This window comes from Coprobacter secundus subsp. similis (assembly GCF_015097275.1).
Classification (GTDB): domain Bacteria; phylum Bacteroidota; class Bacteroidia; order Bacteroidales; family Coprobacteraceae; genus Coprobacter; species Coprobacter secundus.
In genome coordinates this window covers 2348200-2372284 of sequence record NZ_AP023322.1, presented here as the reverse complement: position 1 = coordinate 2372284, position 24085 = coordinate 2348200, and the positions used below count along the sequence as shown (strand labels likewise).

Annotated in this window: 18 protein-coding genes and 3 tRNA genes; 8 read left to right on the top strand and 13 right to left on the bottom strand. The window is 35.2% G+C overall.

Going from position 1 to position 24085, the window contains the following annotated elements:
• Positions 1 to 2: 2 nt before the first annotated feature.
• From corA to Cop2CBH44_RS09350, 5 genes are all read left to right on the top strand, one after another.
• Entirely contained in the window at positions 3 to 1079 is a 1077-nt protein-coding gene (gene corA, locus Cop2CBH44_RS09370; RefSeq protein ID WP_200754689.1) for a magnesium/cobalt transporter CorA, read from the top strand.
• A 117-nt stretch (positions 1080 to 1196) separates the two neighbouring features.
• Positions 1197 to 1706 (top strand): RNA polymerase sigma-70 factor, encoded by a 510-nt coding sequence (locus Cop2CBH44_RS09365; protein ID WP_021930043.1) that lies wholly within the window; start codon positions 1197 to 1199, stop codon positions 1704 to 1706.
• 93 nt (positions 1707 to 1799) lie between these two features.
• Positions 1800 to 2627, top strand: a complete 828-nt coding sequence (locus Cop2CBH44_RS09360; protein WP_055095645.1) for a FecR family protein — start codon at positions 1800 to 1802, stop codon at positions 2625 to 2627.
• The gene (locus Cop2CBH44_RS09355; RefSeq protein WP_055095647.1) at positions 2627 to 5311 is read left to right on the top strand and encodes a TonB-dependent receptor; all 2685 of its coding nucleotides are present in this window, start codon (positions 2627 to 2629) and stop codon (positions 5309 to 5311) included. Before Cop2CBH44_RS09360 ends, Cop2CBH44_RS09355 begins: the two co-directional genes overlap by 1 nt.
• A 3-nt stretch (positions 5312 to 5314) precedes the next feature.
• Positions 5315 to 6343, top strand: a complete 1029-nt coding sequence (locus Cop2CBH44_RS09350) for a DUF4249 domain-containing protein (protein ID WP_200754688.1) — start codon at positions 5315 to 5317, stop codon at positions 6341 to 6343.
• A gap of 165 nt (positions 6344 to 6508) precedes the next feature.
• Here Cop2CBH44_RS09350 and Cop2CBH44_RS09345 read toward each other — a convergent pair.
• From Cop2CBH44_RS09345 to Cop2CBH44_RS09335, 3 genes are all read right to left on the bottom strand, one after another.
• Positions 6509 to 6583: transfer RNA gene (locus Cop2CBH44_RS09345), tRNA-Val, on the bottom strand.
• 58 nt (positions 6584 to 6641) lie between these two features.
• Positions 6642 to 6716: transfer RNA gene (locus Cop2CBH44_RS09340), tRNA-Val, on the bottom strand.
• 58 nt (positions 6717 to 6774) lie between these two features.
• Positions 6775 to 6849: transfer RNA gene (locus Cop2CBH44_RS09335), tRNA-Val, on the bottom strand.
• A gap of 146 nt (positions 6850 to 6995) precedes the next feature.
• Here Cop2CBH44_RS09335 and purB point away from each other — a divergent pair.
• Complete coding sequence (gene purB, locus Cop2CBH44_RS09330) at positions 6996 to 8339, top strand: adenylosuccinate lyase (RefSeq protein ID WP_021929531.1); 1344 nt, start codon at positions 6996 to 6998, stop codon at positions 8337 to 8339.
• A 56-nt stretch (positions 8340 to 8395) separates the two neighbouring features.
• Here the strand turns inward: purB and Cop2CBH44_RS09325 are convergent, their stop codons facing one another.
• The 7 genes from Cop2CBH44_RS09325 to Cop2CBH44_RS09295 all read right to left on the bottom strand — a co-directional run bounded on the left by Cop2CBH44_RS09325 (position 8396) and on the right by Cop2CBH44_RS09295 (position 17720).
• Positions 8396 to 11812, bottom strand: coding sequence for an AAA domain-containing protein (locus tag Cop2CBH44_RS09325; protein WP_200754687.1), 3417 nt, complete (start codon positions 11810 to 11812; stop codon positions 8396 to 8398).
• Between the two features lie 6 nt (positions 11813 to 11818).
• Positions 11819 to 12529 (bottom strand): DUF4919 domain-containing protein, encoded by a 711-nt coding sequence (locus Cop2CBH44_RS09320; RefSeq protein ID WP_021929529.1) that lies wholly within the window; start codon positions 12527 to 12529, stop codon positions 11819 to 11821.
• A 179-nt stretch (positions 12530 to 12708) separates the two neighbouring features.
• Positions 12709 to 13383 (bottom strand): phosphate signaling complex protein PhoU, encoded by a 675-nt coding sequence (phoU, locus tag Cop2CBH44_RS09315; RefSeq protein WP_200755946.1) that lies wholly within the window; start codon positions 13381 to 13383, stop codon positions 12709 to 12711.
• Between the two features lie 58 nt (positions 13384 to 13441).
• Positions 13442 to 14194 (bottom strand): phosphate ABC transporter ATP-binding protein PstB, encoded by a 753-nt coding sequence (gene pstB / locus Cop2CBH44_RS09310; protein WP_021929527.1) that lies wholly within the window; start codon positions 14192 to 14194, stop codon positions 13442 to 13444.
• 19 nt (positions 14195 to 14213) lie between these two features.
• Positions 14214 to 15098 (bottom strand): phosphate ABC transporter permease PstA, encoded by an 885-nt coding sequence (pstA, locus tag Cop2CBH44_RS09305; RefSeq protein ID WP_021929526.1) that lies wholly within the window; start codon positions 15096 to 15098, stop codon positions 14214 to 14216.
• Position 15099: 1 nt separating this feature from the next.
• Positions 15100 to 16287 (bottom strand): phosphate ABC transporter permease subunit PstC, encoded by a 1188-nt coding sequence (gene pstC / locus Cop2CBH44_RS09300; RefSeq protein WP_055095653.1) that lies wholly within the window; start codon positions 16285 to 16287, stop codon positions 15100 to 15102.
• Between the two features lie 107 nt (positions 16288 to 16394).
• Positions 16395 to 17720 carry an MATE family efflux transporter gene (locus Cop2CBH44_RS09295; RefSeq protein ID WP_021929524.1) on the bottom strand — a complete coding sequence of 442 codons (1326 nt, stop codon included), beginning with the start codon at positions 17718 to 17720 and terminating at the stop codon, positions 16395 to 16397.
• 168 nt (positions 17721 to 17888) lie between these two features.
• On the opposite strand from Cop2CBH44_RS09295, the gene Cop2CBH44_RS09290 reads away from it, so the two are divergent.
• Positions 17889 to 18323, top strand: a complete 435-nt coding sequence (locus tag Cop2CBH44_RS09290) for a hypothetical protein (RefSeq protein ID WP_021929523.1) — start codon at positions 17889 to 17891, stop codon at positions 18321 to 18323.
• A gap of 105 nt (positions 18324 to 18428) precedes the next feature.
• On the opposite strand, the gene Cop2CBH44_RS09285 is transcribed toward Cop2CBH44_RS09290, so the two are convergent.
• Genes Cop2CBH44_RS09285 through Cop2CBH44_RS09275 form a run of 3 tightly spaced genes read right to left on the bottom strand, consistent with a single transcriptional unit; the run spans position 18429 to position 21132 of the window.
• Positions 18429 to 18959, bottom strand: a complete 531-nt coding sequence (locus Cop2CBH44_RS09285) for a BamJ family beta-barrel-assembly machinery protein (RefSeq protein ID WP_021929522.1) — start codon at positions 18957 to 18959, stop codon at positions 18429 to 18431.
• Between the two features lie 14 nt (positions 18960 to 18973).
• Positions 18974 to 19582: a LemA family protein gene (locus Cop2CBH44_RS09280; RefSeq protein WP_021929521.1), complete on the bottom strand. Its 609-nt coding sequence runs from the start codon at positions 19580 to 19582 to the stop codon at positions 18974 to 18976.
• 2 nt (positions 19583 to 19584) lie between these two features.
• On the bottom strand, positions 19585 to 21132 hold the full coding sequence (locus Cop2CBH44_RS09275; RefSeq protein ID WP_021929520.1) for a glycine--tRNA ligase: 1548 nt from the start codon (positions 21130 to 21132) through the stop codon (positions 19585 to 19587).
• A 229-nt stretch (positions 21133 to 21361) separates the two neighbouring features.
• On the opposite strand from Cop2CBH44_RS09275, the gene Cop2CBH44_RS09270 reads away from it, so the two are divergent.
• On the top strand, positions 21362 to 24073 hold the full coding sequence (locus Cop2CBH44_RS09270; protein ID WP_021929519.1) for a DNA gyrase/topoisomerase IV subunit A: 2712 nt from the start codon (positions 21362 to 21364) through the stop codon (positions 24071 to 24073).
• The last annotated feature ends 12 nt before the right edge of the window (positions 24074 to 24085 follow it).

The following is a 24085-nucleotide window of genomic DNA, read 5'->3' as shown; positions in this document are numbered from 1 at the left end:
TAATGCATAAGCAAACATATAATCTTAGAAAAAAAAAGAAAGGTGTAAAAAATGACCTTTTAGTTGATGGATTTGTTTATACAGGAGAACATAAAGATCCCGTACGGATAAATTTTGTTCAGTACGACGGGCTGAATTATAAGCAGAAAGAATTATCGACAGACGATAATTTTTTGATGATATTTCAGCCAGGAAAAGTGAATTGGATGCATGTTTCCGGTCTTTCCGATACTGCATTGATTTCTCGTATTGGGAAAATGTTGAAAATGCATTCAACTGATATTCAAGATATACTTACCAGTCAACATATTGCAAAAATTGAACAGTACAGTGATAAGACGATATTAGTTGTTAATACATTCTACTATACAGACCAGAAAGAACTCCAACAAGAACATATCTGTGTAATCTTGGGAAAAGATTATGTCGTATCTTTTCAGGAGTCAGAACTTCCACTTTTTAATAATATTATAACAGCTATCGAAAGAAATACGGCTTTAGTAAGAACACATACAGTTGATTATCTTTTTTTTCTATTAATGAACAATATATTGGGAAATTATCTTGATGTAATTGCTGCTCTTGAAGAAGAATTAGAGAAAATGGAAGACGAAGTTTTGACAAGAGATCCACGAGAAGATTTCGGCAATAGAATACAGGTTAATAGGAGAGATTATATGCAATTGAAGAAATCTATATTGCCATTGAAAGATGATTGTAATAAGCTGATTCATAATGAAAATAAACTTATTAAAGAAGAAAATATGGTATATCTGAATGATTTGGAAGACCGTATAGTATTTATTATACAATCGATAGAGATATGTCGCGAATCTATGGCATCTTTGCTTGATTTGTATTTTTCTGATAATGATTTGCGGATGAATGGGATTATGAAGCAGTTGACGATTGTTGCGACCATATTTATACCACTTACTTTTGTTGTGGGAGTATGGGGAATGAATTTCAAGATTATGCCGGAACTTGAATGGAAATATGGCTATTTGATGGCTTGGGCTTTGATGATTCTTGTTGTTCTGATTGTATGGTGGTTTATAAAACGGAGGCGTTGGAATTAATGGGACGATTTTTATTTTATAAAAGCAAAACAAACGTAGGGACTTTTTAAATAAATTACTACGTTTGTTTTTGTTTAAAGTGATAAATATTTGAAGTTGATGCTTATTTGAGACTTTATGGAATTGACAGTAAAAGAATTTGAACATTTTTATCGCTGTTTATATCGTCCTTTGGGAATGTATGTGTTGCGATACACAGAGAATATCGACGATGCAGAAGATATAGTTCAGGAAACATTTGCAAACGTATGGGATAAAGTATCATCTGGAGAAGTTATTTCGGATTTTAAATCATATATGTATCGGGCAGTGAAGAATCGTGCATTGTCTTTTCTCCAGAGTTCTCCTTATGAATTGTCTCAAGAGATACAAAATGATAATTCTGATGAAGTTGAGGAAGAGCAGATATATATTGCAGAACGAGATGCACGTCTTTGGACAGCTATTGATAAATTACCTGCTCAAAGACGTAAAATATTTTTGTTGGCTAAGCGGGATGGGCTTACTTATGCTGAGATAGCAGAAGAACTTAATCTTTCAGTAAAAACTATTGAACATCAAATAAGTAAAGCATTAAAATGCTTGCGTGATAAGGCTGTAAAGATATATACTTTCTTTTTTGGATAAAAAAAGAAGGAATAAGAATAGGGGGATTTTGAATTTTTACTGTCTTAAAGGTATATATTTTTATTTGTAGTAGATATGAGACCAAGGGAAAAGATGGAAAATTCAAAATTGAATGAAGAAGACATTCGCTTTGTCGCCCGTTTTTATGATCCATTGAAAATGGACACGTCAGAAGCGTGGAAAAAATTGAAATTGGCGAATGTTACAGAAATCAAATATCATTCCATTTTGTATCGCATAGCTTCTGTTGCTGCTGTTTTGATAATTGTTATTGGTAGTATTAGTGTATATTTGTATACTAACCATGATAAACAAGATTGGATTACTGTGACTACTGACGGAAAGCATTCTTTGGTATATGTATTGCCTGACAGTAGTACTGTATATTTAGCAAAAGAAGCAATCTTAAAATATAATAAAGGAGATTATGATGTTAGAAGTCGTAATGTAGAATTGTCCGGAAAAGCTTTTTTTGAGGTATGTCATAAGGAAGAAAGTCCTTTTATTGTAAAAACATCGATCGCTGGAGTACAAGTTTTAGGAACATGTTTCCAGGTACAAGCAGACCTTGATACTACATCTATTTTTGTAGATAGTGGTAAAGTCCGCTTTTATAATAAAAAGTATCCAGATGTTATATTGGAGGCTGGAGAAGGAGCATATGCTGTGAAAGATGGAAATATAAAAAAGGATACAAATGTAGATGTCAATATTTTATCTTGGAAAACGAATATATTTTATTTTCGGGATACGCCTTTGCCCATAGTTATAAAAAAACTTGAAGAGGTGTATGGAGTACATATAATTAATATACCCCAAAAAGATTATCATTTAACTTCTTCATTTCATGATATATCTGTTTCGGAGATTATCAATTTGATAAACGAAGCCCTTGATATTCACTTAAAAATAGAACTCTGATGCAATTTTATATAAAACTTTTATGTCTGCTGCTTTTCCTGTCTTTTATGGAAGGAAAAGCAGCAGAAGAAAGTAATCTCGTGGTTACTGTGGATGTAAAACAGAAAAATTTGTCTGATATTTTAACTGAAGTGGCAAGGCAAACCGGAATAAATTTTATATATGATTCTTCTATTATTGCTGGAATTAGATTGGATTTTAAAGCATATCAAGAACCTCTTTTGCAATGTATGAAACGGTTGATAAAGGATATTCCAATAACATATTATTTATCAGGGAATAATATTATTCTTAAGAGAGCTAATGAGAAAGTAACAATAAGTGGATTTATTCGAGATAAAAATACATTGGAATATTTAGTTGGAGCGTCTGTTTATGATCATTATTCGCGGAGGGGTACAACAACAAATGAGAATGGATTTTTTTCTCTTACATTATCAAGTAAAGTCGTTGAATTGGAAATTTCGTATGTAGGTTATCGGGCTTTTAAGCACACTTTTATGGAGTTAGATAAAGATACGGTAATGCGTGTATCCCTTATTGCTGATCGTCAATTAAAAGAAGTCGTGATAGTAGGAACTCAGTCGTCTAAAGAGCTTATATCCGGTACACAGATGGGTACTTTGTCGATGACCCAGAAGTCTATAAAGAATATTCCGACTATATTCGGTGAGGCCGATGTTGTAAAAGCTTTACAGACTCAGCCTGGAGTTATGGCGGGTGTTGAAGGTTTTTCGGGAATGTATGTGAGAGGAGGAAATGGAGATGATAATCTTTATTTAATAGATGGGGTCCCGGTTTATCAAGTAAGTCATTTAGGAGGTTTGTTTTCAGCTTTTAATGCTGAGGCTGTCGAAAAAGTTGATTTTTTTAAATCGGCTTTCCCTGCACGTTATGGGGGGCGGTTATCAAGTGTTGTAGATATTCGGACAAAAGATGGCAATATGAAAGAGTTTCATGGTAGTGCAATGTTGGGACTTACATCTGGAAATCTAAATTTGAGCGGACCTATAATAAAAGACCGTACTTCCTTTAATATTTCATTACGCCGTTCTTGGCTCGACGTTTTGTCTGCACCTGCTATTGCAATTTATAATAAAGTGAGAGAAAAAGAGGGTGAAAAAATGATTGGCCGGTATGCTTTTACTGATTTGAATTTTAAAGTTAATCATTTCTTTTCCGAAAAAAGCCGTGTTTATGTAAGTCTCTATTTAGGACAAGATTTTTTGAAAGGAGGGAATGTCGAGTTTTCTAAAGGGGATGGAATGTCTTATGAGAATAAAGATATAGGACGTTTGCGGTGGGGAAATGTGGTTACATCTGCAGGTTGGTCTTATATTATAAATAATAAAATATATATTCATAATCAGTTTTCGTATTCTCGATATAGATCCTCCTTGAAAAGGACTATAAATGAAATTTCTGGGGAAAAAGGTTCGGTAGATTATAGTGAAAGTCTAAGTGAATCATCGTCAATAAATGGAATCGAAGATTTGGGGGTTCGTTCGAGTTGGGATTATTTACCATTGCCAGAACATCATGTCCGTTTTGGAACAAGTTATTTTTATCATCGTTTTAAACCTGAGTATGTTCGGGAAAAGAGAGTTGGAGATATTGAAAAACCAAACCCGGTGAATCGAAATGAAATGTTGTTGGCTCATGAATTTGATTTATATATTGAAGATGATTGGTCTTTAGGGAGGGCGACGCGTTTGAACGCAGGATTACGGTTAGGATTATTTAATGTTCAGAAAAAATCTTTTGTGTCGTTGGATCCTCGGTTATCTGCCCGTTTCTTATTATATCCTGATTTTAGCTTTAAGTTTTCATATGCTCGAATGAACCAATATGTACACCAGATAAATGAAAGTTATATCAGTTTGCCTACAGACTTATGGCTGCCAGTTAGTCGTGACTTCAAACCTTTGACGAGCGACCAAGTTTCTGCTGGATTTTATTATAATCTTCGTGATTTATATTCTTTTTCTGTTGAAGGGTATTATAAATGGATGAATCATATTTTAGATTATAAAGATGGTTATAATTTTCTTCCTTCTTTTATTGGTTGGGAGGAAAAATTAGTATCAGGTAAGGGTTGGGCCTACGGATTAGACTTGATTGTTCGCAAAAACGAGGGAAATATAACAGGTTGGATGGGTTATGGATTGATGTGGGCTGATAGGCAAATTCCTGGAGTTAATGGTGGAATTCGTTTCCCTGCGAAATATGATAACCGACATAAATTGAATATTGTAATTGATTGGAAAATTAATAAGAAGATTGAATTAACAGGAAGTTGGGTATATATGACAGGCAATCGAATTACACTTGCTTTGGAAAATTATCAAGATTTGAAAAATTCGGGTATTATAAATGAGAAGATTCCGAATCTCCCTTCTTATTGGGAGAGTGTTGGGCTTAATTATTATGCAAATAGAAATAATTTTCGCCTTCCTGCTTATCATCGTTTAGATTTAGGAATAAATATATATTCTCCTAAAAAACGAGGGAGGATGGGAATATGGAATATAAGTATTTACAATGTATATAGTTATATGAGTCCGATAGCTATTCGGAAATGGTATCAGTTTGGTGGTTATAATTATTCTAAGGCTTATTGTTCTTTCCAAACTTTAGGGCTATTACCTGTTATTCCTTCTTTTTCGTATACTTATAAATTTTGAAGAATGAGAACTGTTATTTATCGTATAGTTTTAATCTTTTGTTCGTTATATTTGGTATCCTGTTATAAGGATATTGATTTGGAGAAGTTTCGTCCTATACCAAAAGTAGTGATAAACGGTGTAATTACTACTGATACTGTTGTGTTAGCAAGTGTAACTCGAACATGGTTCTTTACAGAAAATGTACCGAATGTGAATTTGAAAAATGCAAAAGTTGAATTGTATGTCGATAATATTTTTCGTGAAAATATGGTCTGGCAGGAAAAAAAGGACACAGATGGAAATGTTTCGGGATGTTTCGTTTCGTCAGTAGTCCCGCGAGAAGGCGAAGTTGTAAAAATTGTTGTAACTTCAGAATATGGAATGGCATATGTGGAAGATAAGATTCCGATGTCGACAGATATTGATTTGGTTGAGATGACAGCTAAGAAGGAGTCTAATCCGGATGATGTAAGGATAACGGTAGGTCCGGACGGAGAAGTAGTCGTAGAGCAAATTAAATATTATGTTATACATTATCGAGTGACTTTTCAGGATACTCCAGGACAAAAAAATTATTATTTTATTTATATTGATGAAGGTCCGATGCATGAATGGACATATGGTTCCTTCGATTTTTCTATTGACCCGATTTATGATAACCACCAGACAGTATTGGACGGAGTATTAGGTTTTGATGATGGTGGTGGCTCTGGTTGCGTTTTTTCAGATGAAAAAATAGAAGGACGGCAATATACATTTACGGTTAAAGAATCTTTAGATGAAATGTATGTGAATATGCAGGAAGAAGAAGGTGAAGATAAATATAAGCGGCGTATTTTGTTATATTCTTTGTCTGAATCATATTATCGATATCTTGTTGCTCTTGAGAAAATCTATGGAGGTTCTGTTTCTGGAAGTCTTTCCGATATTGGGTTAGCAGAGCCGGTAAAAGTTTATTCGAATGTGTGTGGAGGAGTTGGTATATTAGGAGCCTGTCAGCGGGCTGAGAAAATAGTAGATATCCGAAATTTGATAGAGTCCACTGATTGAATAGATAGGAATAATCATGTTTCGACATGATGGTGGCGACACTTCGGGAAATGATAGTTTTTTTGTTTCGCACAGGAAGTCATACCTGATTAAGGTATTGAGTTCTTATAAAGATTATTTGGAATAACTTGTAATGAAGAAAAATTATAGACTTTTTATAAAAAGTGGGCGTTGACGGATTCGAACCGCCGACCCTCTGCTTGTAAGGCAGATGCTCTGAACCAGCTGAGCTAAACGCCCCTTTCGGTAAAAGTTCAATATATTTTAATTATAATCGACTCTTTCGGTTTCTTATCGGTGGGCGTTGACGGATTCGAACCGCCGACCCTCTGCTTGTAAGGCAGATGCTCTGAACCAGCTGAGCTAAACGCCCCTTTCGGTAAAAGTTCAATATATTTTAATCATAGCCGACTTTTTCGGTTTCTTATCGGTGGGCGTTGACGGATTCGAACCGCCGACCCTCTGCTTGTAAGGCAGATGCTCTGAACCAGCTGAGCTAAACGCCCGATAGGATTTGCTTCAAAAGCGAGGCAAAGGTAATTTTTCTTTTTTAATTTTCAAAGTGAATATACATTTTTCTCAAAAAATATTTATTATTTTTCGGTTTATCGACTAATAACCATTACCTTTGCCATGTATAAATCTTCAACACATGGAACTATCATCACTAACTGCCATCTCTCCAGTGGATGGTCGCTATCGAAGCAAAGTTACTATTTTGTCAGATTATTTTTCAGAATTTGCCTTGATTCGTTATCGGGTACGGGTAGAAATAGAATATTTTATTGCATTATGTGAATTACCCTTACCTCAGCTGAAAGGGGTGGATTCTGCGTTATTTTCAGAATTGAGAAAGATATATACTGATTTCTCGGTTACCGATGCTGAGCGTATTAAATCTATTGAGTCGATAACAAATCATGATGTAAAAGCTGTAGAATATTTTATAAAAGAAAAATTCGATCTTTTGCATTTAGAACAGTATAAAGAGTTTATCCATTTCGGACTTACATCTCAGGATATTAATAATACATCGGTTCCGTTATCTATCAAAGAGGCATTGAATCAAGTGTATTATCCGATGTTAGATGAGTTAATAGGTAAACTCCAAAATTTTTCAGATGAATGGAAAGATATTCCGATGTTAGCGAAAACCCATGGGCAACCAGCGTCTCCAACTCGTTTAGGAAAAGAAATCAAGGTTTTTGTTTATCGTCTGGAACAGCAATTGAAGGTGATGAAGGATGTATGTATCAGTGGGAAATTTGGTGGTGCTACGGGAAATTATAACGCTCATCGGTTGGCTTTTCCAAATACAGACTGGAAATTGTTCGGAAATAAATTCTTGAGTGAGAAATTAGGTATTTCTCGGGAAGAGTGGACGACACAAATATCGAATTATGATAATATGGCTGCACTTTTTGATGCCATGCGCCGCATCAATGTTATTTTGATGGATCTGGATAAAGATTTTTGGCAATATATTTCGATGGAATATTTTAAGCAAAAGATTAAGGAAGGAGAAGTGGGGTCGTCGGCTATGCCTCATAAGGTAAATCCTATTGATTTTGAAAATTCAGAAGGGAATTTGGGCATTGCAAATGCAATATTGGACCATTTATCTATGAAATTACCTATCTCTCGTTTACAACGAGATTTGACAGACTCTACGGTATTACGCAATATTGGGGTGCCTATGGCACATACTTTAATAGCCTTTCAGAGTACATTGAAAGGGCTAAGTAAACTATTGTTAAACGAATCAGCTATTTATCGAGATCTGGATAATATGTGGAGTGTTGTAGCAGAAGGTATCCAGACTATACTTCGTCGAGAAGGGTATCCGAAGCCTTATGAGACGTTAAAGGCCTTGACAAGAACTAATGGAATTATCAATGAAGAATCGATTCAAGCTTTTATTGAGACGTTGGATGTATCAGAAGATGTAAAAGATGAGTTGAGGAAAATTTCGCCACATACTTATACTGGAATATAAAAACGAAAAGGCATAATCAATAATATTTCGGATTATGCCTTTTTTGTCTTTGTCAATTATATTTGAAAAAAAGCTCCTTTATTTTTGATATATTCTATCAACTGTCGATAAATAGTATCGCGTTCCAGCCAGTGAGGATTACCGATGACAATCATCTGTACTCTCGCTCGGGTGAGGGCAACATTGAGTTTCCGGTCTATTAGCTGCCCGTTTTCTTCGAATGTGTTGCAGAGAAATTGTAATTGGAAAGGAGCATTAACACAGCAAGAAAATATCATTACATCTCTTTGTCCTCCTTGGAAGCGTTCCACTGTATCTATTGTAACAGATAGAAGTTCTGTAATTCCTGTATTTTCCAGTTCTTTTTTTATCGTTGCAATTTGACTTCGGTAAGGTGTGATTATTCCTAAATGTTTTTCTGGGACAAATGACTCTTTTTTTGTGATTCTATGATATATGACCGCAGAAATACGGGCAGCCCATTGTGCTTCGTTTACGTTTGTCTTGTATGAGGATATTTTATTTTTTCCGGAAATAGATATGAATGCAATACGATGAGATAAAATTTTTTGTATTTGAGGTTCTGCTTCAGGTATGTAAGGCAATGATTTTTCTTGCTGATGAGGTAAAGGAATTGGATATAGCTCCCCTCCGTAGAAAGTTTTTGCTGGAAAATTTCCTATTTCTGGATGCATACGCCCCTGTCGAGTTAGTTTGTCAATGAATGGAGAATTGGGCTCAATTGTTTTTTCATATCGATATAATCGTTCAAATAAAGACTCACGTAAATTATATAAACCTATATTTCTAAGTTCTGGAGTTTTGACTTCAGAGAGTTCTTGATTTTGTGTAACAACAGCAGGGAGTTGTTTGTGATCTCCAATTAAGATAAATTTTCCGATGGCATTATTGCCGTTGGAATCGGTACAACAGAGCAGTCCCAGTAAGTGGGGTTCCAATATTTGAGAGGCTTCATCTATGATAGCGACATCGAAGTGTTTTAATTTGAATAAATCCATTCTAGCATTTAGAGTTGTAAGAGTGGAAACAAATATTCGATGGTGATTTAAAATTTCTAATACATCACTTCTCCGTTGACAAGTAGTTAATATTTTATCAAGAAGATGCTTGTGGAATATTTTGTCACAAGAAATTTCGTTTCCTAATCGTATAAATGATAGGTCGGGACTGATGGATATTAAAGAATTACATATTTCGTCTACGGCTTTGTGAGTATAAGCTATGAGCAAAATATTGCATTCCGACTCTTGTAAATAGCTTTCGACTATTTTTTTGAGGGCATGAGATGTTTTGCCTGTCCCAGGAGGACCCACTAATAAAAAATAGTCTTGGACAGATAATGCTTTCGCTACAATACGGTTGATATCTGTTTCTCCAGATTGTAATAGATTGAGATATTTTTTTTCTCTAATGCGTGGGCGACGTTTACCCAATAATAAGCTACGCCTGTCGTCATTTGCTTGTAAAAAGTAAGCTAATCCGCGATACATTGATGTAAATCCTACGTCTAAGTAATCTCGTTCTATGGCATACTGTTCATTAACTGGAAGTACATGACTATTTCTTTGGCATATACGCATTATTAATAGCAGGTGTTCAGATGTGATAGATTCTATGTAGGCTTTAAATATTTGTTGATTACAAGCATTATCTTTGTCTGAATGGTATCGATATAATATAACGATATCGCCTTTTCTGAAATTAGGTTCTGTGGAATTACCAGAAGATATGATCCGACAGAAAGAAAGATATTGTCCCGATTCTGTCAGGGTACTTTCTTTCAAGATTAAACCAGTTATCATCTCTCCTGATTCCCTTTTTTCTACTGGAGAAACATTCCATAAAGTTGATAATCCGTGAGTGGAGTCATAATATGTTTCTCCGGCTTTTGTCACATATTGTTCTTTGGTAATAAAGGTAAAAATAGACATAAAGTACAGATTATCGATAGTCGGTAGAGTTTTTATTTGATATGCAAAATTATCAATGGGTTTTCGTAGATATTTTTCCCAAAATGGACTATTTGTTTTCTTTTGATTTAATTCTTGGCTAGATATGTGAGATAATACGCTCTGACTATATTCAGGAGAGTTATGTGTTTGCAGTAAATACTCTTGGGCCACGATTTCGTTTCGTAAGTTAATGGCCTTTTTTATTAAAGCTTTTAATACTGTCATTGGGTATAATTGCGGATAGCGAGAATATAACAGGTATGCTTTTATTTTGTTGTAACTGATGTTTAAATTAAAATGTAGTACCGCAAAATATAAAAGCATTTGTACATAATGATTTTCACTGTATGTTGATAATTTCCCAGTTTGTATTTCTTTTCCTTTCCCAGATTTTAATTCAATGAAAGCAGAAAGGTCGTCACAAAGAAAATCGAGTCTTCCTTGTAACCCCAATGCTTCACAAATAAAAGATGGTTCGAGTAAAGCCTTTTCTTTTGAAATGCCAAAAAGGGGTAACTCATTTCTTACGATATGACATAAGTTATCAAATTGTCGTTTACAATCTGAAAAAAACTCTCGGTTTGATTTTTCATCTTGTAAATCAGGACATGCCGCTATCCCAAATGGATTTTGTCGAAATGCCTTTTGCATGACATCAACGTAATTTGCAGGATGTTCAGTATTCTCATTTACTAATTCATCTAAAAAAAGATTAGCTATATTACCAAGTAAAATATATCTTGTATTTTTATCTATACTTAGCCGGTTGAGCACATAATTTAAAGGATGAGCTCCATATTCCTTAAAACATTCTGCTACAGCACTGATATCTAATAATATGTCTGGTTCGATAATAATTATATCGGCAGAATAGGAATTCCTATTTTCATCTAATATAACTTGGATGAGGTTGAGCTGCATCCCTGGTTGGAGAACTTTTAAAGTTCCGTTAAAAGGCTTCTCTTTTTCTTCTTTAAATGAATGTAGAGTTACAGAAATTGGAGTATTGTCAATTGAATTGTGCGGTATGACTAATAACTGTCCGGTGTTATCAAAATCGATAAAAGTGGCACGTATCTTTTTTATAACCTGTTCTGGAAGAAATATTGCCTCAGATTGGGACGGGAAAGGGATAGGAAGAAAGCGGGTTGGGATTTGTCCGTGATATAATTCTCCTATAGCAAATGCCATTAAACGAATATCATTTTGTATGGATTGCTCTTCGTCCTCAGACAACGGTTCTCTATTTAGAATTGCTTGAGCATGTATACGAACAATATTGAGAGCTGTTCGAACTTTCGAATTTTTTTCGCTGATAGCCCCGATACGAGCAAATAAATTCGGATAATTCTTCCCCTTGTCCGATAATAGTTGACGTGAAAATAAATCAAGTAACTCGTAAAGTTGGCGATATCGTTCGCGTATGCTAAGACTGTCTCTTGTTTGTAAAGAGGCAAGTATATCAAAATATTCTGAAATGTAAATGACAGGATTATTCATTTCAGGTCAATCTTTATACTTACGGTCGTATTCTTGTAGTATGCGACTTACATTGAAATAATATCCTTTTACGTTTAATGGATTTTTTTCAACTTCAAGATAATCGAAGGTAGGTTCTATGAAAGTGTATTTAGCACCTGTAAATCCCATCCGGTTTACAACATCGTATTCATGTGTAGGGTAGATGACGTACCAAGCTGTTTCCGGTTTTTCTCCATTTCCGGTTGACAAAATAGCATTAACAATATTTTTGAGTTTATATTCCCATATTGCTGCAATATCTTTCATTTTTTTTTGCTTGTAAGCATATATAAGCATGTTTATCTGTCTGAGATCAAACGGAAAATCATCAACAGCTAAAGTTGCGTATTTGATAATGCTGTCACACTCTGTTGTTGAGTGTTCATAGCGGGCATACAAATTAGCAAGTTTTTCTATGTGAGGAGAGATTCGGTAGGGGTTATAGCTTTCTTGGAAACTATACCCTAAATATAGATGCCTGAACTCATTTAATGTAAGGGTTGTATCATTATTTATATATCTTCTCATCAGCCTGGGATAGTACATTTCTGAGTTGAAATCTCGGATAGAAGATTCTATCCTTTTCAAGTTAGGAATGTCCATTTCTATCTCTTGTGCTGATCCAGTATTGCCAAAAAGTAAAGTACAGAAAATAATGTAGAGAATATATTTTGCTGATATATAATTATTTTTCATTTCATATAATTTTGAATCTTTACAAATTTACATAATCTTTCGATGAAAAGAGTAAAGAGAAATCTTAAATGTTCTTGATTCCTTCTTATATGTAGTATGGGGTAAATAAAAATATCGGGAATAAATATTAGGTGAGTATTTATTCCCGAGAAGTAATATGGTAAGAAAATTTTATTTTTTTATTCTGCTTTTTTATCAGCATGTTTTAGAATTTTGGCATCAAGATAGAAAATAATTTCTTCTGCCATGTTATTACAATGGTCTCCAATTCGTTCCATTTTTCGAATAATGCTGATTAGATTTAGACATTCAAGGGCACGGTCAGGATTATCCTGTATATATTTAGCTATTATTTCAGTTGCAGCGCGATTTATTTCGTCTACTCGATTATCTAGTTCAAATATTCCAGCAGCAAGAGAAGATTTCTCTTCTTCAAGAGCTTCTTTTCCCATTGACATCATTTTTTTTGTCGTATCTATCATTTCCCGTATGCTGGTTTTATCTATCAATTCTGCATCGAGACTGATTTGAGGGAAATCAATGACAAATCTTGACATACCTTCACAAAAATCTGCAATACGTTCAAGATTAGTGTTTATTTTTAGCATTGCCAATACAAATCGGAGATCTACTGCAACGGGAGTATAAAGAGCAATAATATCTTCACAATCACTATCTATTTTAAGTTCAAACGCATTTACTCTTTTTTCTCGTAGAATGACCTCCCGAGCTAAATCTTTGTCAAGAGATAACATGGCTTCTCCAGCTCTATTCAGTTGAGAATATACCATTGCCCACATACTGAGCACTTCGTTTTTTAGGTCATCCAGTTCTTTTTCAATATATTTCATAATATTATATATTTGATATTTTAGATAATCGGGTAATCAATCAAAGATAATATTTTATTTTTTATCCAAAACGTCCAGTAATATAATTTTGGGTCGATTGATGGTCGGGATGTGTGAATATTTTACGAGTATCTCCGAATTCGATTAATTCTCCTAAATAAAAATAAGCGGTTTTATCGCTGATGCGGGAAGCTTGTTGCATATTATGAGTGACAATGATGATTGTATATTGCTCCTTTAGTTCATGTATTAGTTCTTCTATTTTTGCTGTAGAAATTGGATCCAGAGCCGATGCTGGTTCATCCATAAGTAACACACTGGGAGTCATGGCCATAGCGCGTGCAATACAAAGACGCTGTTGTTGTCCACCAGAAAGAGCAAATGCAGATTTTTTTAGTTTATCTTTTACTTCATCCCACAAGGCAGCCCCTCGTAGAGATTGTTCAACTCGGTTTTCTATATATGTTTTATCTTTTATTCCATTTACTCGTAGACCATAAGCTACATTCTCGAATATCGATTTAGGAAATGGATTTGGTTTTTGGAATACCATACCAACTTTTTTCCTTAATTCATCAACCTTGACATCTTTTCGATAAATGTCCTTGCCTTCAAAAAGAATTTCTCCTTCCAGCCGAGTTCCGTCAATAAGGTCGTTCATTCTGTTCAATAACCGTAGAAATGTAGATTTCCCACATCCCGATGGACCGATAAAAGCAACAACATTGTTTTTTTCAACTTGTAGATTTATGTTTTTCAATGCCTGAAATTCCCCGTAGAAAAAATTGACATTCTTGGCTTCGATAGTATACATATTTTTGTATTTCTAATGTTTAAATTTTGTTTTTGTCTGTAAAATGTTTTCTTATCATATTTGCGATAAGATTTAATATCAATACAATAAATATAAGTACCAGTGCTGTACCATAAGCCATACCTCTGGAAGCTTCGATATCTGTCCCACTGGTAGATATAACGTATAAATGATAAGGTAATGCCATTACTTGGTCAAATATGCTCGTTGGTAATTGGGGGAGAAAATAGGCTACAGCAGTAAATAGTATGGGTGCTGTTTCACCGGATACTCTTCCTATAGATAGGATAAGTCCTGTAATGATGTTGGGGAGAGCCATGGGTAATATAACTTTACGTATTGTTTCCAATCGAGTGGCTCCTAATGCCAGACTTCCTTCTCGGAAACTGTTGTCAATACTTTTTAGAGCTTCTTCTGTTGTACGTATTACGAGCGGTAAGGACATGAGACCTAATGTTAGAGAGCCAGCAATGATTGAGTCGCCGAACCCTAAAAAATTAACAAAAAGCGACATTCCAAATAATCCGAAAACAACAGATGGTACACCACTTAGGTTATTGGTCATGATACGGATAAAGCTAATTATCTTTCCATTCTTAGCATATTCATTCATATATATGCCAGACATGATTCCGATAGGAAAACTGAATAGACAGCTCCCGATAACCAGGCATAATGTCCCAACAATAGCAGGAAATATTCCTCCTGAGGTCATCCCTTCTTGGGGTGCTTTTGAGAGAAAATCCCAACTAATGACACCAATGCCATTTTTGATAATGAAAAATAGGATAGCAAATAAAATGGCAACTATTGATAGGCTGAAGAACCTAAATAAAATAAAGGCTATTTTTTGAGTTAAATGTTTTCTGCTTCCTACAGATTCTTGTATTAATTGAGGTGCCATATTATTTATTCTTTTTATTCGATATGTATTCGACTGAAATACTTAATATTAATGTAATTAGGAATAATATGGCACCTAAAGCGAAAAGAGCTTGGTAATGTGCTCCTCCACTGGGTGCTTCTCCTAATTCTGCAGCGATAGTTGCGGGAATAGTGCGTACAGGTTCTAAAAGAGTGTGAGGAATAATTGCGGCATTTCCTGTAACCATTAATACGGCCATTGTCTCTCCGACGGCACGTCCTACGCCTAAAACAATGGCTGATGTAATGCCAGATATTGAATAAGGTATTACAACTTTATAAATAGTTTGCCATTGGGTAGCTCCAAGGGCAAGACTTGCTTCTTTCATTGCTCTGGGTGTATTTTTAAGAGCATCTTCAGCGACAGTGATAATGGTTGGAAGGGCCATGATCGCCAATACTATACTCCCAGAAAGAGCAGTTTCTCCTACTGGTAAGTTGAAAGTTTTTTGGACAAGTGGAACGATAACGACTAACCCGAAAAATCCGAATACGACAGAAGGTATCCCTGCTAGAAGTTCAATTAAAGGCTTCAGGATTGAACGCATTTGTTTAGAGGCTAACTCTGCCATATATATAGCAACCGATATGCCAAAGGGAAGAGCTAAAAGTATGGCTCCGATACTGACCCATAGAGTCCCTAATAAAAGGGGAATTAATCCGAATTGTGCTGCAGGTTGTGCCGTGGGATACCATTCTTTTCCCCCGAAAAAATCAACTGGCGATATTTTTTCTTTGGCTATTTGTTTTCCGCTAAAATCTTTTGGAAGATAAAGTTCAGGGAAGAAGGCGATAATGTTTTTTTCACGATTGATAAGAGTGTTCAGACATTGAGGAATATTTTCATATTCTTGTCCCAATTCTTCTGGTGAAAAATAATTTTCAAGATCTCCGAATCTGAAAACTAAAATAGGAGAATCTATACCTCCAAGCTCTTTCCAATTCGTGATATTTTCGTCATAAATTTCTTTGATTTGAAATGAAGTAATATGCTCGACAGGATTGTCTCGGTTTACAGTAAGCACATATCCTTCTTCAACGACAGGATTTTTGAATAGACCGCTTCCTTCTTTGAAAAGAAAAATAATGATTAGCAGTATAGTAATACTGGTAATACTGCCACTGATTTTTAGAGCACCCTCTACTAAGTATTCGATAAAACGTTTCACAAATGTTCCTTTATTATGTTGGAGCAAAGAAACGTAACCAATATTACCGATATATGAATACGGTTTTACAAATTTGAGACGAATGTATTACAAATACATTGCAGATATTACAATCTTTTTGTTTGCCAATGGGCTTTTTTCATATAAATGTAGGCTAATATGAACATGAAAATAGCATAAGCATGGTCGGCTGTCCAACAAATGGCAACATTAACTTTTAAGATATCAATAACTAGTATTACATAAGTAATGTATAACGCTAATGCAACTAAGTCTATGGCTAATCCAGATTTTGTATTGCCTGTTCCAGATACTGTATTGAATAAAATGAAAGAGGGTACATTCAATATTTGAGATGATAGCATGACGAATAAGGTCAGTACAGAACTTGTGATGAGCTCATTGTTGTCGGTATATATACGTAATATTGCAGTGGGAAATAATGCTATTAGCACACATAAAGGTAAAATAAATGCATAACACATTTTTGTAATGCGTTTGTACAAAGGCATTACTTCCTCAGGTTTTCCAGCACCCATTAGATTCCCTGTAAGTGAACTTGCTGTCGATGCAAAAGAGCTGATAATAATAAATAATAAAGATGAGATACTACGTACAATATTCGTGATAGCTAGGGGACGTTCTCCGAGATGTTCTATACTGACAAAAAAAACAAACCATGTAGAAAGGGAAATAAATGATTGTAGCATAGTCCAGATGGAGGTTCCTAGAATACGGGACAATAATTTTATATCGGGTTGTAGATGACTGAAAAATCCGTATTTTCGGGTATCGACTTTAATTAATATGTAAATTATAAAGAAAAGAGCAGATACTCCTTCTGCAGCTGATGATGCAATAGCAGCTCCGGCAATACCTAAAGAGGGAAATCCGAATTTCCCGAAAATTAAAATATAATTGAGTACTACATTTGAGAGTACCATAACAATGGAATTGATTGTCAATATTCGGGTTTTAGTGGTTGCCACAAAAAATGCTCTGAACATGATAGAGATGAATGCAAAGAATACTCCATATATACGATAGTCAAGGTATTTTAGAGCTTCTTCATAAATGGCTGGGGAATTGATAACTTTTTTTAAAAAATGAGGGGACCATATGCTTGAGACTGTAAATATAACTGCTGCCAGAAAAAGAAGAAAAAGAATCCCTTGTGATAGTATTACTCCAATATCCGAATATCTTTTTTCTCCGTTGCGACGAGCCATGATGATCTGGGCGCCGATGCCAAATCCAAATCCTAACATGAAAATAGAGATATAATATACCCCTCCAAGAGCTGATGCCCCTAATTGTATTTCTCCGACTCTCCCCAGAAATGCAGTATCGGTAAGCCCGATAAGATGTTCCATGAAAAGACTTATCAACAAAGGATAAACTATATGCCAGATTTGTTTGTATGAATAATTCATGTGATGTCGTCTATTTCTGAATTGTTATTGGGAATGCAAAGGTAGTCACAATGATGTTCCATTCCGAGTCAATAACGTGAAAAATGGTTATGATTTTTGGCCTGTATGCCTTTTTGTATATTTATTAATAAATAATTATTTTTGTTTGACTTAAAGATTTGTAAGTTTATGAGGTATGGAGTCGCAAGGCGGACACTATTAATCACCGCTGGTATAGTCTGGATTATTGCTGGAGGAAATATTTTAAGAATAGGAGTTGTAACCTGGATGAGTGATAATGAGAATTGGCTATTCAGGGTTGGAGAGGTTATTATCATATTTTTACTTTTTTTTCATCTGGTATTTAAAAAGTTGTATTATAAACATACACGACGTATATCTCAAAAAAGTGATAAAAGTTGTCCTTTTTCTTTCTTTGATGTAAAAGGTTGGATAGTGATGGCTGTAATGATTACTTTTGGTATTGTTGCCCGCAATTTAGGATGGTTTCCAGAGTCTTTTATTTCCTTCTTTTATACTGGGTTGTCGTTAGCATTGATGTTTACGGGGTGTCTTTTTATACGTCAGTGGTGGTTACAAAAAGGTTACGATAGTAAGCAATAGTTTGTTGGGATAATTGATTTTATTTTTGAATTATCAAAAAAGATAGAGAAAAGACAGCCTTAAAAAAGAAATCCGGATAGAATCGATTCTATCCGGATTTCTTTTTTAAGGCTGGGGCCTTTCGTAGGTTGGTATTCCAACTAATTTAATATCAAAAATTAGAGTGGAATAGGGATAAATCGTTTTATATAATTGCTCTCCATATCCTAAATTCTGAGGAATTATGATTGTACAGCTATCTCCTGGATGCATACGGGTAAGAGCTATTTGCCAACCTTCTATAAATTCTGATATTTTAGAACGGTGAATACTATCTCCGTAAGTTGTTTGGGTATAGGATGAATCGAAAGGTGTTCCGTCATATAATGTCCCTCTGTATTTTACATCGACGGTGCTGGTAAGATAAGGTGAGGGAACACTTGCATCTCCTTTAGTGTGATATTTCATCAGGATATAGGCCGAATTGTCCCATGTCGGATATATTTTTTGATATTCATGATTGGCCGATTGTTCTGCAAAAAATGCATTATTGGCCTTTCTCCATTCTTCATATTTCGTCCAGTAATTTTCACTTTCTTTACAACTGAAAATAAAGATTACAAGTAGTAAGGCTATTGCACAAGGTAACTTTCTCATCGATTATTTATTAATTAAAATTTTACTTCTGGGGCCCTTTCTGCTCCTGTTTCTGCTTCAAATTGTGGCTTTTTTTCAAAACCATTCATAGATGCAATAATACTGGCAGGAAATTTTCTAATTAAAGTATTATATTCCTTTACACTGTCCGTATATCTGGTTCTTTCTGTTGATATCCGGTTTTCTGTACCTTCTAACTGAGCTTGTAATTCTAGAAAATTTTGGTTGGCCTTTAAATCTGGATAGTTTTCCGTAACGGCAAGTAATCTCCCCAATGCTTGACTTAATTCTCCTTGAGCTTTTTGATATTTAAGCAAAGAAGCCTCGTTAAGATTAGCTGGGTCTATGGTTATTTGAGTTGCTTTGGCCCGTGCTGAGATAACGGCATCTAATGTTTCTTTTTCATGAGAAGCATATCCTTTAACTGTATTTACTAAATTCGGTATCAAGTCTGCACGTCGTTGATATTGGTTTTCGACTTTCGCCCATTGAGAATTGACGGATTCTTCAGCAGTGACGATTTTATTATTCGTATTTATACCGTATATAACACAGGCTATGGCAATAATGATAATTACAGATAGAAAACCTATTAAGCCTATCAGACAACCTTTTTTATTCATATTTATTCTACTATTTTTTTGAACAATGATTTCATGCTTACTTGCTCACAGATAATATCATGGAGATGACTGATAGGAACCCGTTGCTGTTCCATTGTATCACGGTGACGTATAGTTACCATATTATCGTTCAGTGATTCATGGTCGACGGTGATACAAAAAGGCGTTCCAATAGCATCCTGGCGTCGATATCTTTTTCCGATGGAATCTTTTTCATCGTATTGGCATTTGAAATCGAAGCGTAAGCTATTGATGATTTCTCTTGCTTTTTCGGGTAATCCGTCTTTTTTCACCAATGGCAATACTGCAAGTTTTACAGGTGCCAGGGCTGCTGGTAATTGTAAAACGACACGGGTTTCTCCATTTTCTAGTTTTTCTTCCTTATAAGCAGCAGCCATGATACTGAGAAACATACGATCGACTCCAATTGAGGTTTCGATTACATATGGAGTGTATGATTCGTTAAGTTCTGGATCGAAGTATTGGATTTTTTTACCTGAATATTTTTCATGACTGCTCAGGTCAAAATTGGTACGAGAATGTATACCTTCTACTTCCTTAAATCCAAAAGGCATTTCAAATTCGATATCTGTGGCTGCGTTGGCATAATGTGCCAATTTATCATGATCGTGGTAACGGTATTTGTGATCGCCTAACCCAAGAGCTTTATGCCACTTTAAACGTATTTCTTTCCATTTGGCGAACCATTTCAACTCTTCTCCTGGACGGACGAAGAATTGCATTTCCATCTGTTCAAATTCACGCATACGAAAAATAAATTGACGAGCAACAATTTCATTTCGGAATGCTTTCCCAATTTGAGCGATACCGAAAGGAATACGCATACGGCCAGTTTTTTGGACGTTCAGGAAGTTCACAAAAATACCTTGAGCAGTCTCAGGACGGAGGTATACTTTCATTGCACCGTCTGAAGTTGAGCCCATTTCGGTAGAAAACATCAAATTGAATTGACGTACGTCTGTCCAATTTTTGGTGCCGCTGATGGGACATGCAATTTCATAGTCAAGAATAATTTGGCGTAACTCTTCCAGATTTGTGTCATTCATGGCTTTAGCAAATCGAGCATGTAATTCTTCTCGTTTAGTCGTGTGTTCAAGTACTCTTGGATTGGTTTTACGGAACATTTCTTCGTCAAAAGTTTCACCAAAACGTTTTGCTGCTTTTTCAACTTCCTTTTCGATTTTTTCGTCCATTTTAGCTAGCAAATCTTCGATAAGAACATCTGCACGATAACGTTTTTTAGAATCTCGGTTGTCAATTAATGGATCGTTGAAAGCATCAACATGCCCTGAAGCCTTCCAAATAGTGGGGTGCATAAAAATAGCAGAATCAATGCCTACGATATTTTCATGCAGTAAAACCATACTGTCCCACCAATATTTTTTTATGTTATTTTTCAATTCCACACCCATTTGCCCATAATCATAGACAGCAGCTAAACCATCATATATTTCACTTGATGGAAATACAAACCCATACTCTTTGCAGTGTGATACTAATTTTTTAAAAACATCTTCTTGTTGTGCCATATCTCAATTAAATTGCATTTTTTGTATTTGTTTCCTTATTTTTTTATAGGAAAAAGATAAAAAGTGATACTGTTAAGCATCTAATAAAGCGCAAAGTAAATGATTTTTTTCGATTAAATTTGTATTTTTGCATGAGCATGTCACTTTAAAGCTGATAAAAATGTTAAAATCCACGCGTTAGTTTTCAAAGTGTCTGAAATTTCCTTTTGAAAATAATAGAAGTAAAAATATGAGCGAAGACGAAAAAGAGCTGAATTCTGAAGACGATTTTCAAAATATTTCTGGCTCCGAGGAGGAAGGGGAGTTGGAGTCTCATTCATCTTATAAGGTGCCAGGTACCAGTGGAACTGATATAAAATATCAGTTGACAGGGATGTATCAGAACTGGTTTCTGGATTATGCATCTTATGTAATTTTAGAGCGGGCAGTACCGCATTTGAACGATGGGCTTAAGCCGGTTCAGCGGAGAATATTGCATTCGATGAAACGTTTGGATGATGGACGCTATAATAAAGTCGCTAATATCGTTGGGCATACGATGCAGTTTCATCCACATGGAGATGCTTCTATTGGAGATGCGTTGGTGCAGTTGGGCCAAAAGGATTTGTTAATCGATTGCCAGGGTAACTGGGGAAATATTTTGACGGGTGATTCTGCTGCTGCTCCGAGGTATATTGAAGCCCGTTTGTCGAAATTTGCTTTGGATGTTGTGTTCAATCCTAAAATTACTCAATGGAAACCTTCTTATGATGGTCGTAATAAAGAACCTATAACTCTTCCTATTAAATTTCCTTTATTATTGGCACAGGGAGTAGAGGGTATTGCTGTTGGGTTATCTTCAAAGATATTACCTCATAATTTTAATGAATTGTTGGATGCTTCGGTTGCTTATTTGAGAGGTGAGGAATTTGAGTTGTATCCGGATTTTCAAACTGGTGGATTTGTTGATATAACTCGTTATAACGACGGAGAAAGAGGTGGTTCAGTAAAAGTACGAGCCAAAATAGAAAAGCGGGATAACCGGACATTGGCTATTACTGAAATCCCGTATGGCAAGACAACTTCTACTCTTATAGATTCGATCCTTAAAGCGCAGGAAAAAGGAAAAATAAAAATTCGAAAGGTAGATGATAACACAGCTCAGCATGCTGAAATATTAGTACATCTTATTCCCGGGACTTCTTCTGATAAGGCGATTGATGCATTATATGCGTTTACTGATTGCGAAGTGAGTATATCTCCTAATTGTTGTGTGATATGTGACAATAAGCCGCACTTCCTGACTGTAAGTGCTGTGTTGAAACAAAGTGTGGATAATACACTTGATTTGTTGCGGCAAGAACTTCAGATACAGAAAGGAGAACTAGAAGAGTCTCTTCATTTTTGCTCACTTGAAAAGATATTTATAGAAGAGCGGATTTATAAAGATAAGGAATTTGAAGAGAGTTCTTCGATGGATGTGGCGATTGCTCATATCGATAAGCGCTTAGAACCGTTTAAACCTGATTTTGTCCGAGAAGTAACCTCTGATGATATTCTTCGATTAATGGAGATAAAAATGGGCCGTATTCTTAAATTCAATTCGGATAAAGCGGATGAGCAGATTACAGCTTTGAAATCACAAATTGAGACGGTAAAGGAGCATTTGGCGCATATAATTGATTATACAATTGATTGGTATACTCGATTAAAGGAAAAATATGGGAAAAGATATCCCCGGTTGACTGTGATACGAGGGTTCGATACAATAGAGGCAACTAAAGTTGTAGAGGCGAATGAGAAACTGTATATCAACCGTGAAGAAGGTTTTATAGGAACCGGATTGAAAAAGGATGAGTTTGTATGTAATTGTTCAGATATAGATGATATTATCATTTTTTATCGTGATGGAAAATATAAGGTAGTAAAGGTCAGTGATAAAATGTTTATTGGTAAAAATGTCTTATATTTGAATGTGTTTAAGAAAAATGATACTCGGACTATTTATAATGTAATATATCGTGATGGAAAAGAGGGATTACATTATATCAAAAGATTTGCTGTTACGGGTATTACTCGCGATAAAGAATATGATATTACGCAGGGGAAACCTGGGAGCCGTATTGTATGGTTTTCTGCCAATCCGAATGGTGAAGCTGAAATTCTGAAGATAACATTTAAACCGAAGCCCCGAATGAAAATGTTGTTTATAGAAAAGGATTTTAGCGAAATTGCTATTAAAGGGCGCCAGTCGATGGGTAATATTGTGACGAAAAATGAAATACATAAAATATCATTGAAAGAAAAAGGCGGTTCGACATTAGGTGGACGTCAGGTTTGGTTCGATAGAGATGTGTTGCGGCTGAATTATGATGGTCGTGGTGAATTTTTAGGAGAATTTCATAGTCAGGACTTAGTATTGGTTGTGTTGCAGAACGGGGATTTTTATACGACTTCATTTGATGCAACCAATCATTATGATTCGAATATTTTGATAATAGAAAAATTTGTATCTGATAAGAATTGGACTGCTGCATTGTTTGATGCTGACCAAGGATATCCTTATCTCAAAAGATTCCGTTTTGAGGCAACGACGCGTAAACAAAATTTTCTTGGAGAAAATCCCAAAAGCCGTTTGATATTATTGAGTGATGAAGCTTATCCTCGATTTGAAGTCATTTTTGGAGAACATGATGCGTTTCGGGAGCCTTTAATTATTGATGCAGACGAGTTCATTGCTGTAAAAGGTTTTAAAGCTAAGGGGAAGAGAATTACAACTTATACTGTTGAAACAATAAATGAGTTGGAACCGTTAAGGAAAGAAGAGCCGAAGATAGAATCTATTCCTGAGGTAGCTCCTGAGGAGGAAAATGATGAGAAGACAGATGATATTTCCGAAAGAAAGGAACCGGGGAACAATGATATATTGGATGAATTAACCGGTCAGATGAGATTATTCTGATCTAAATAAAGT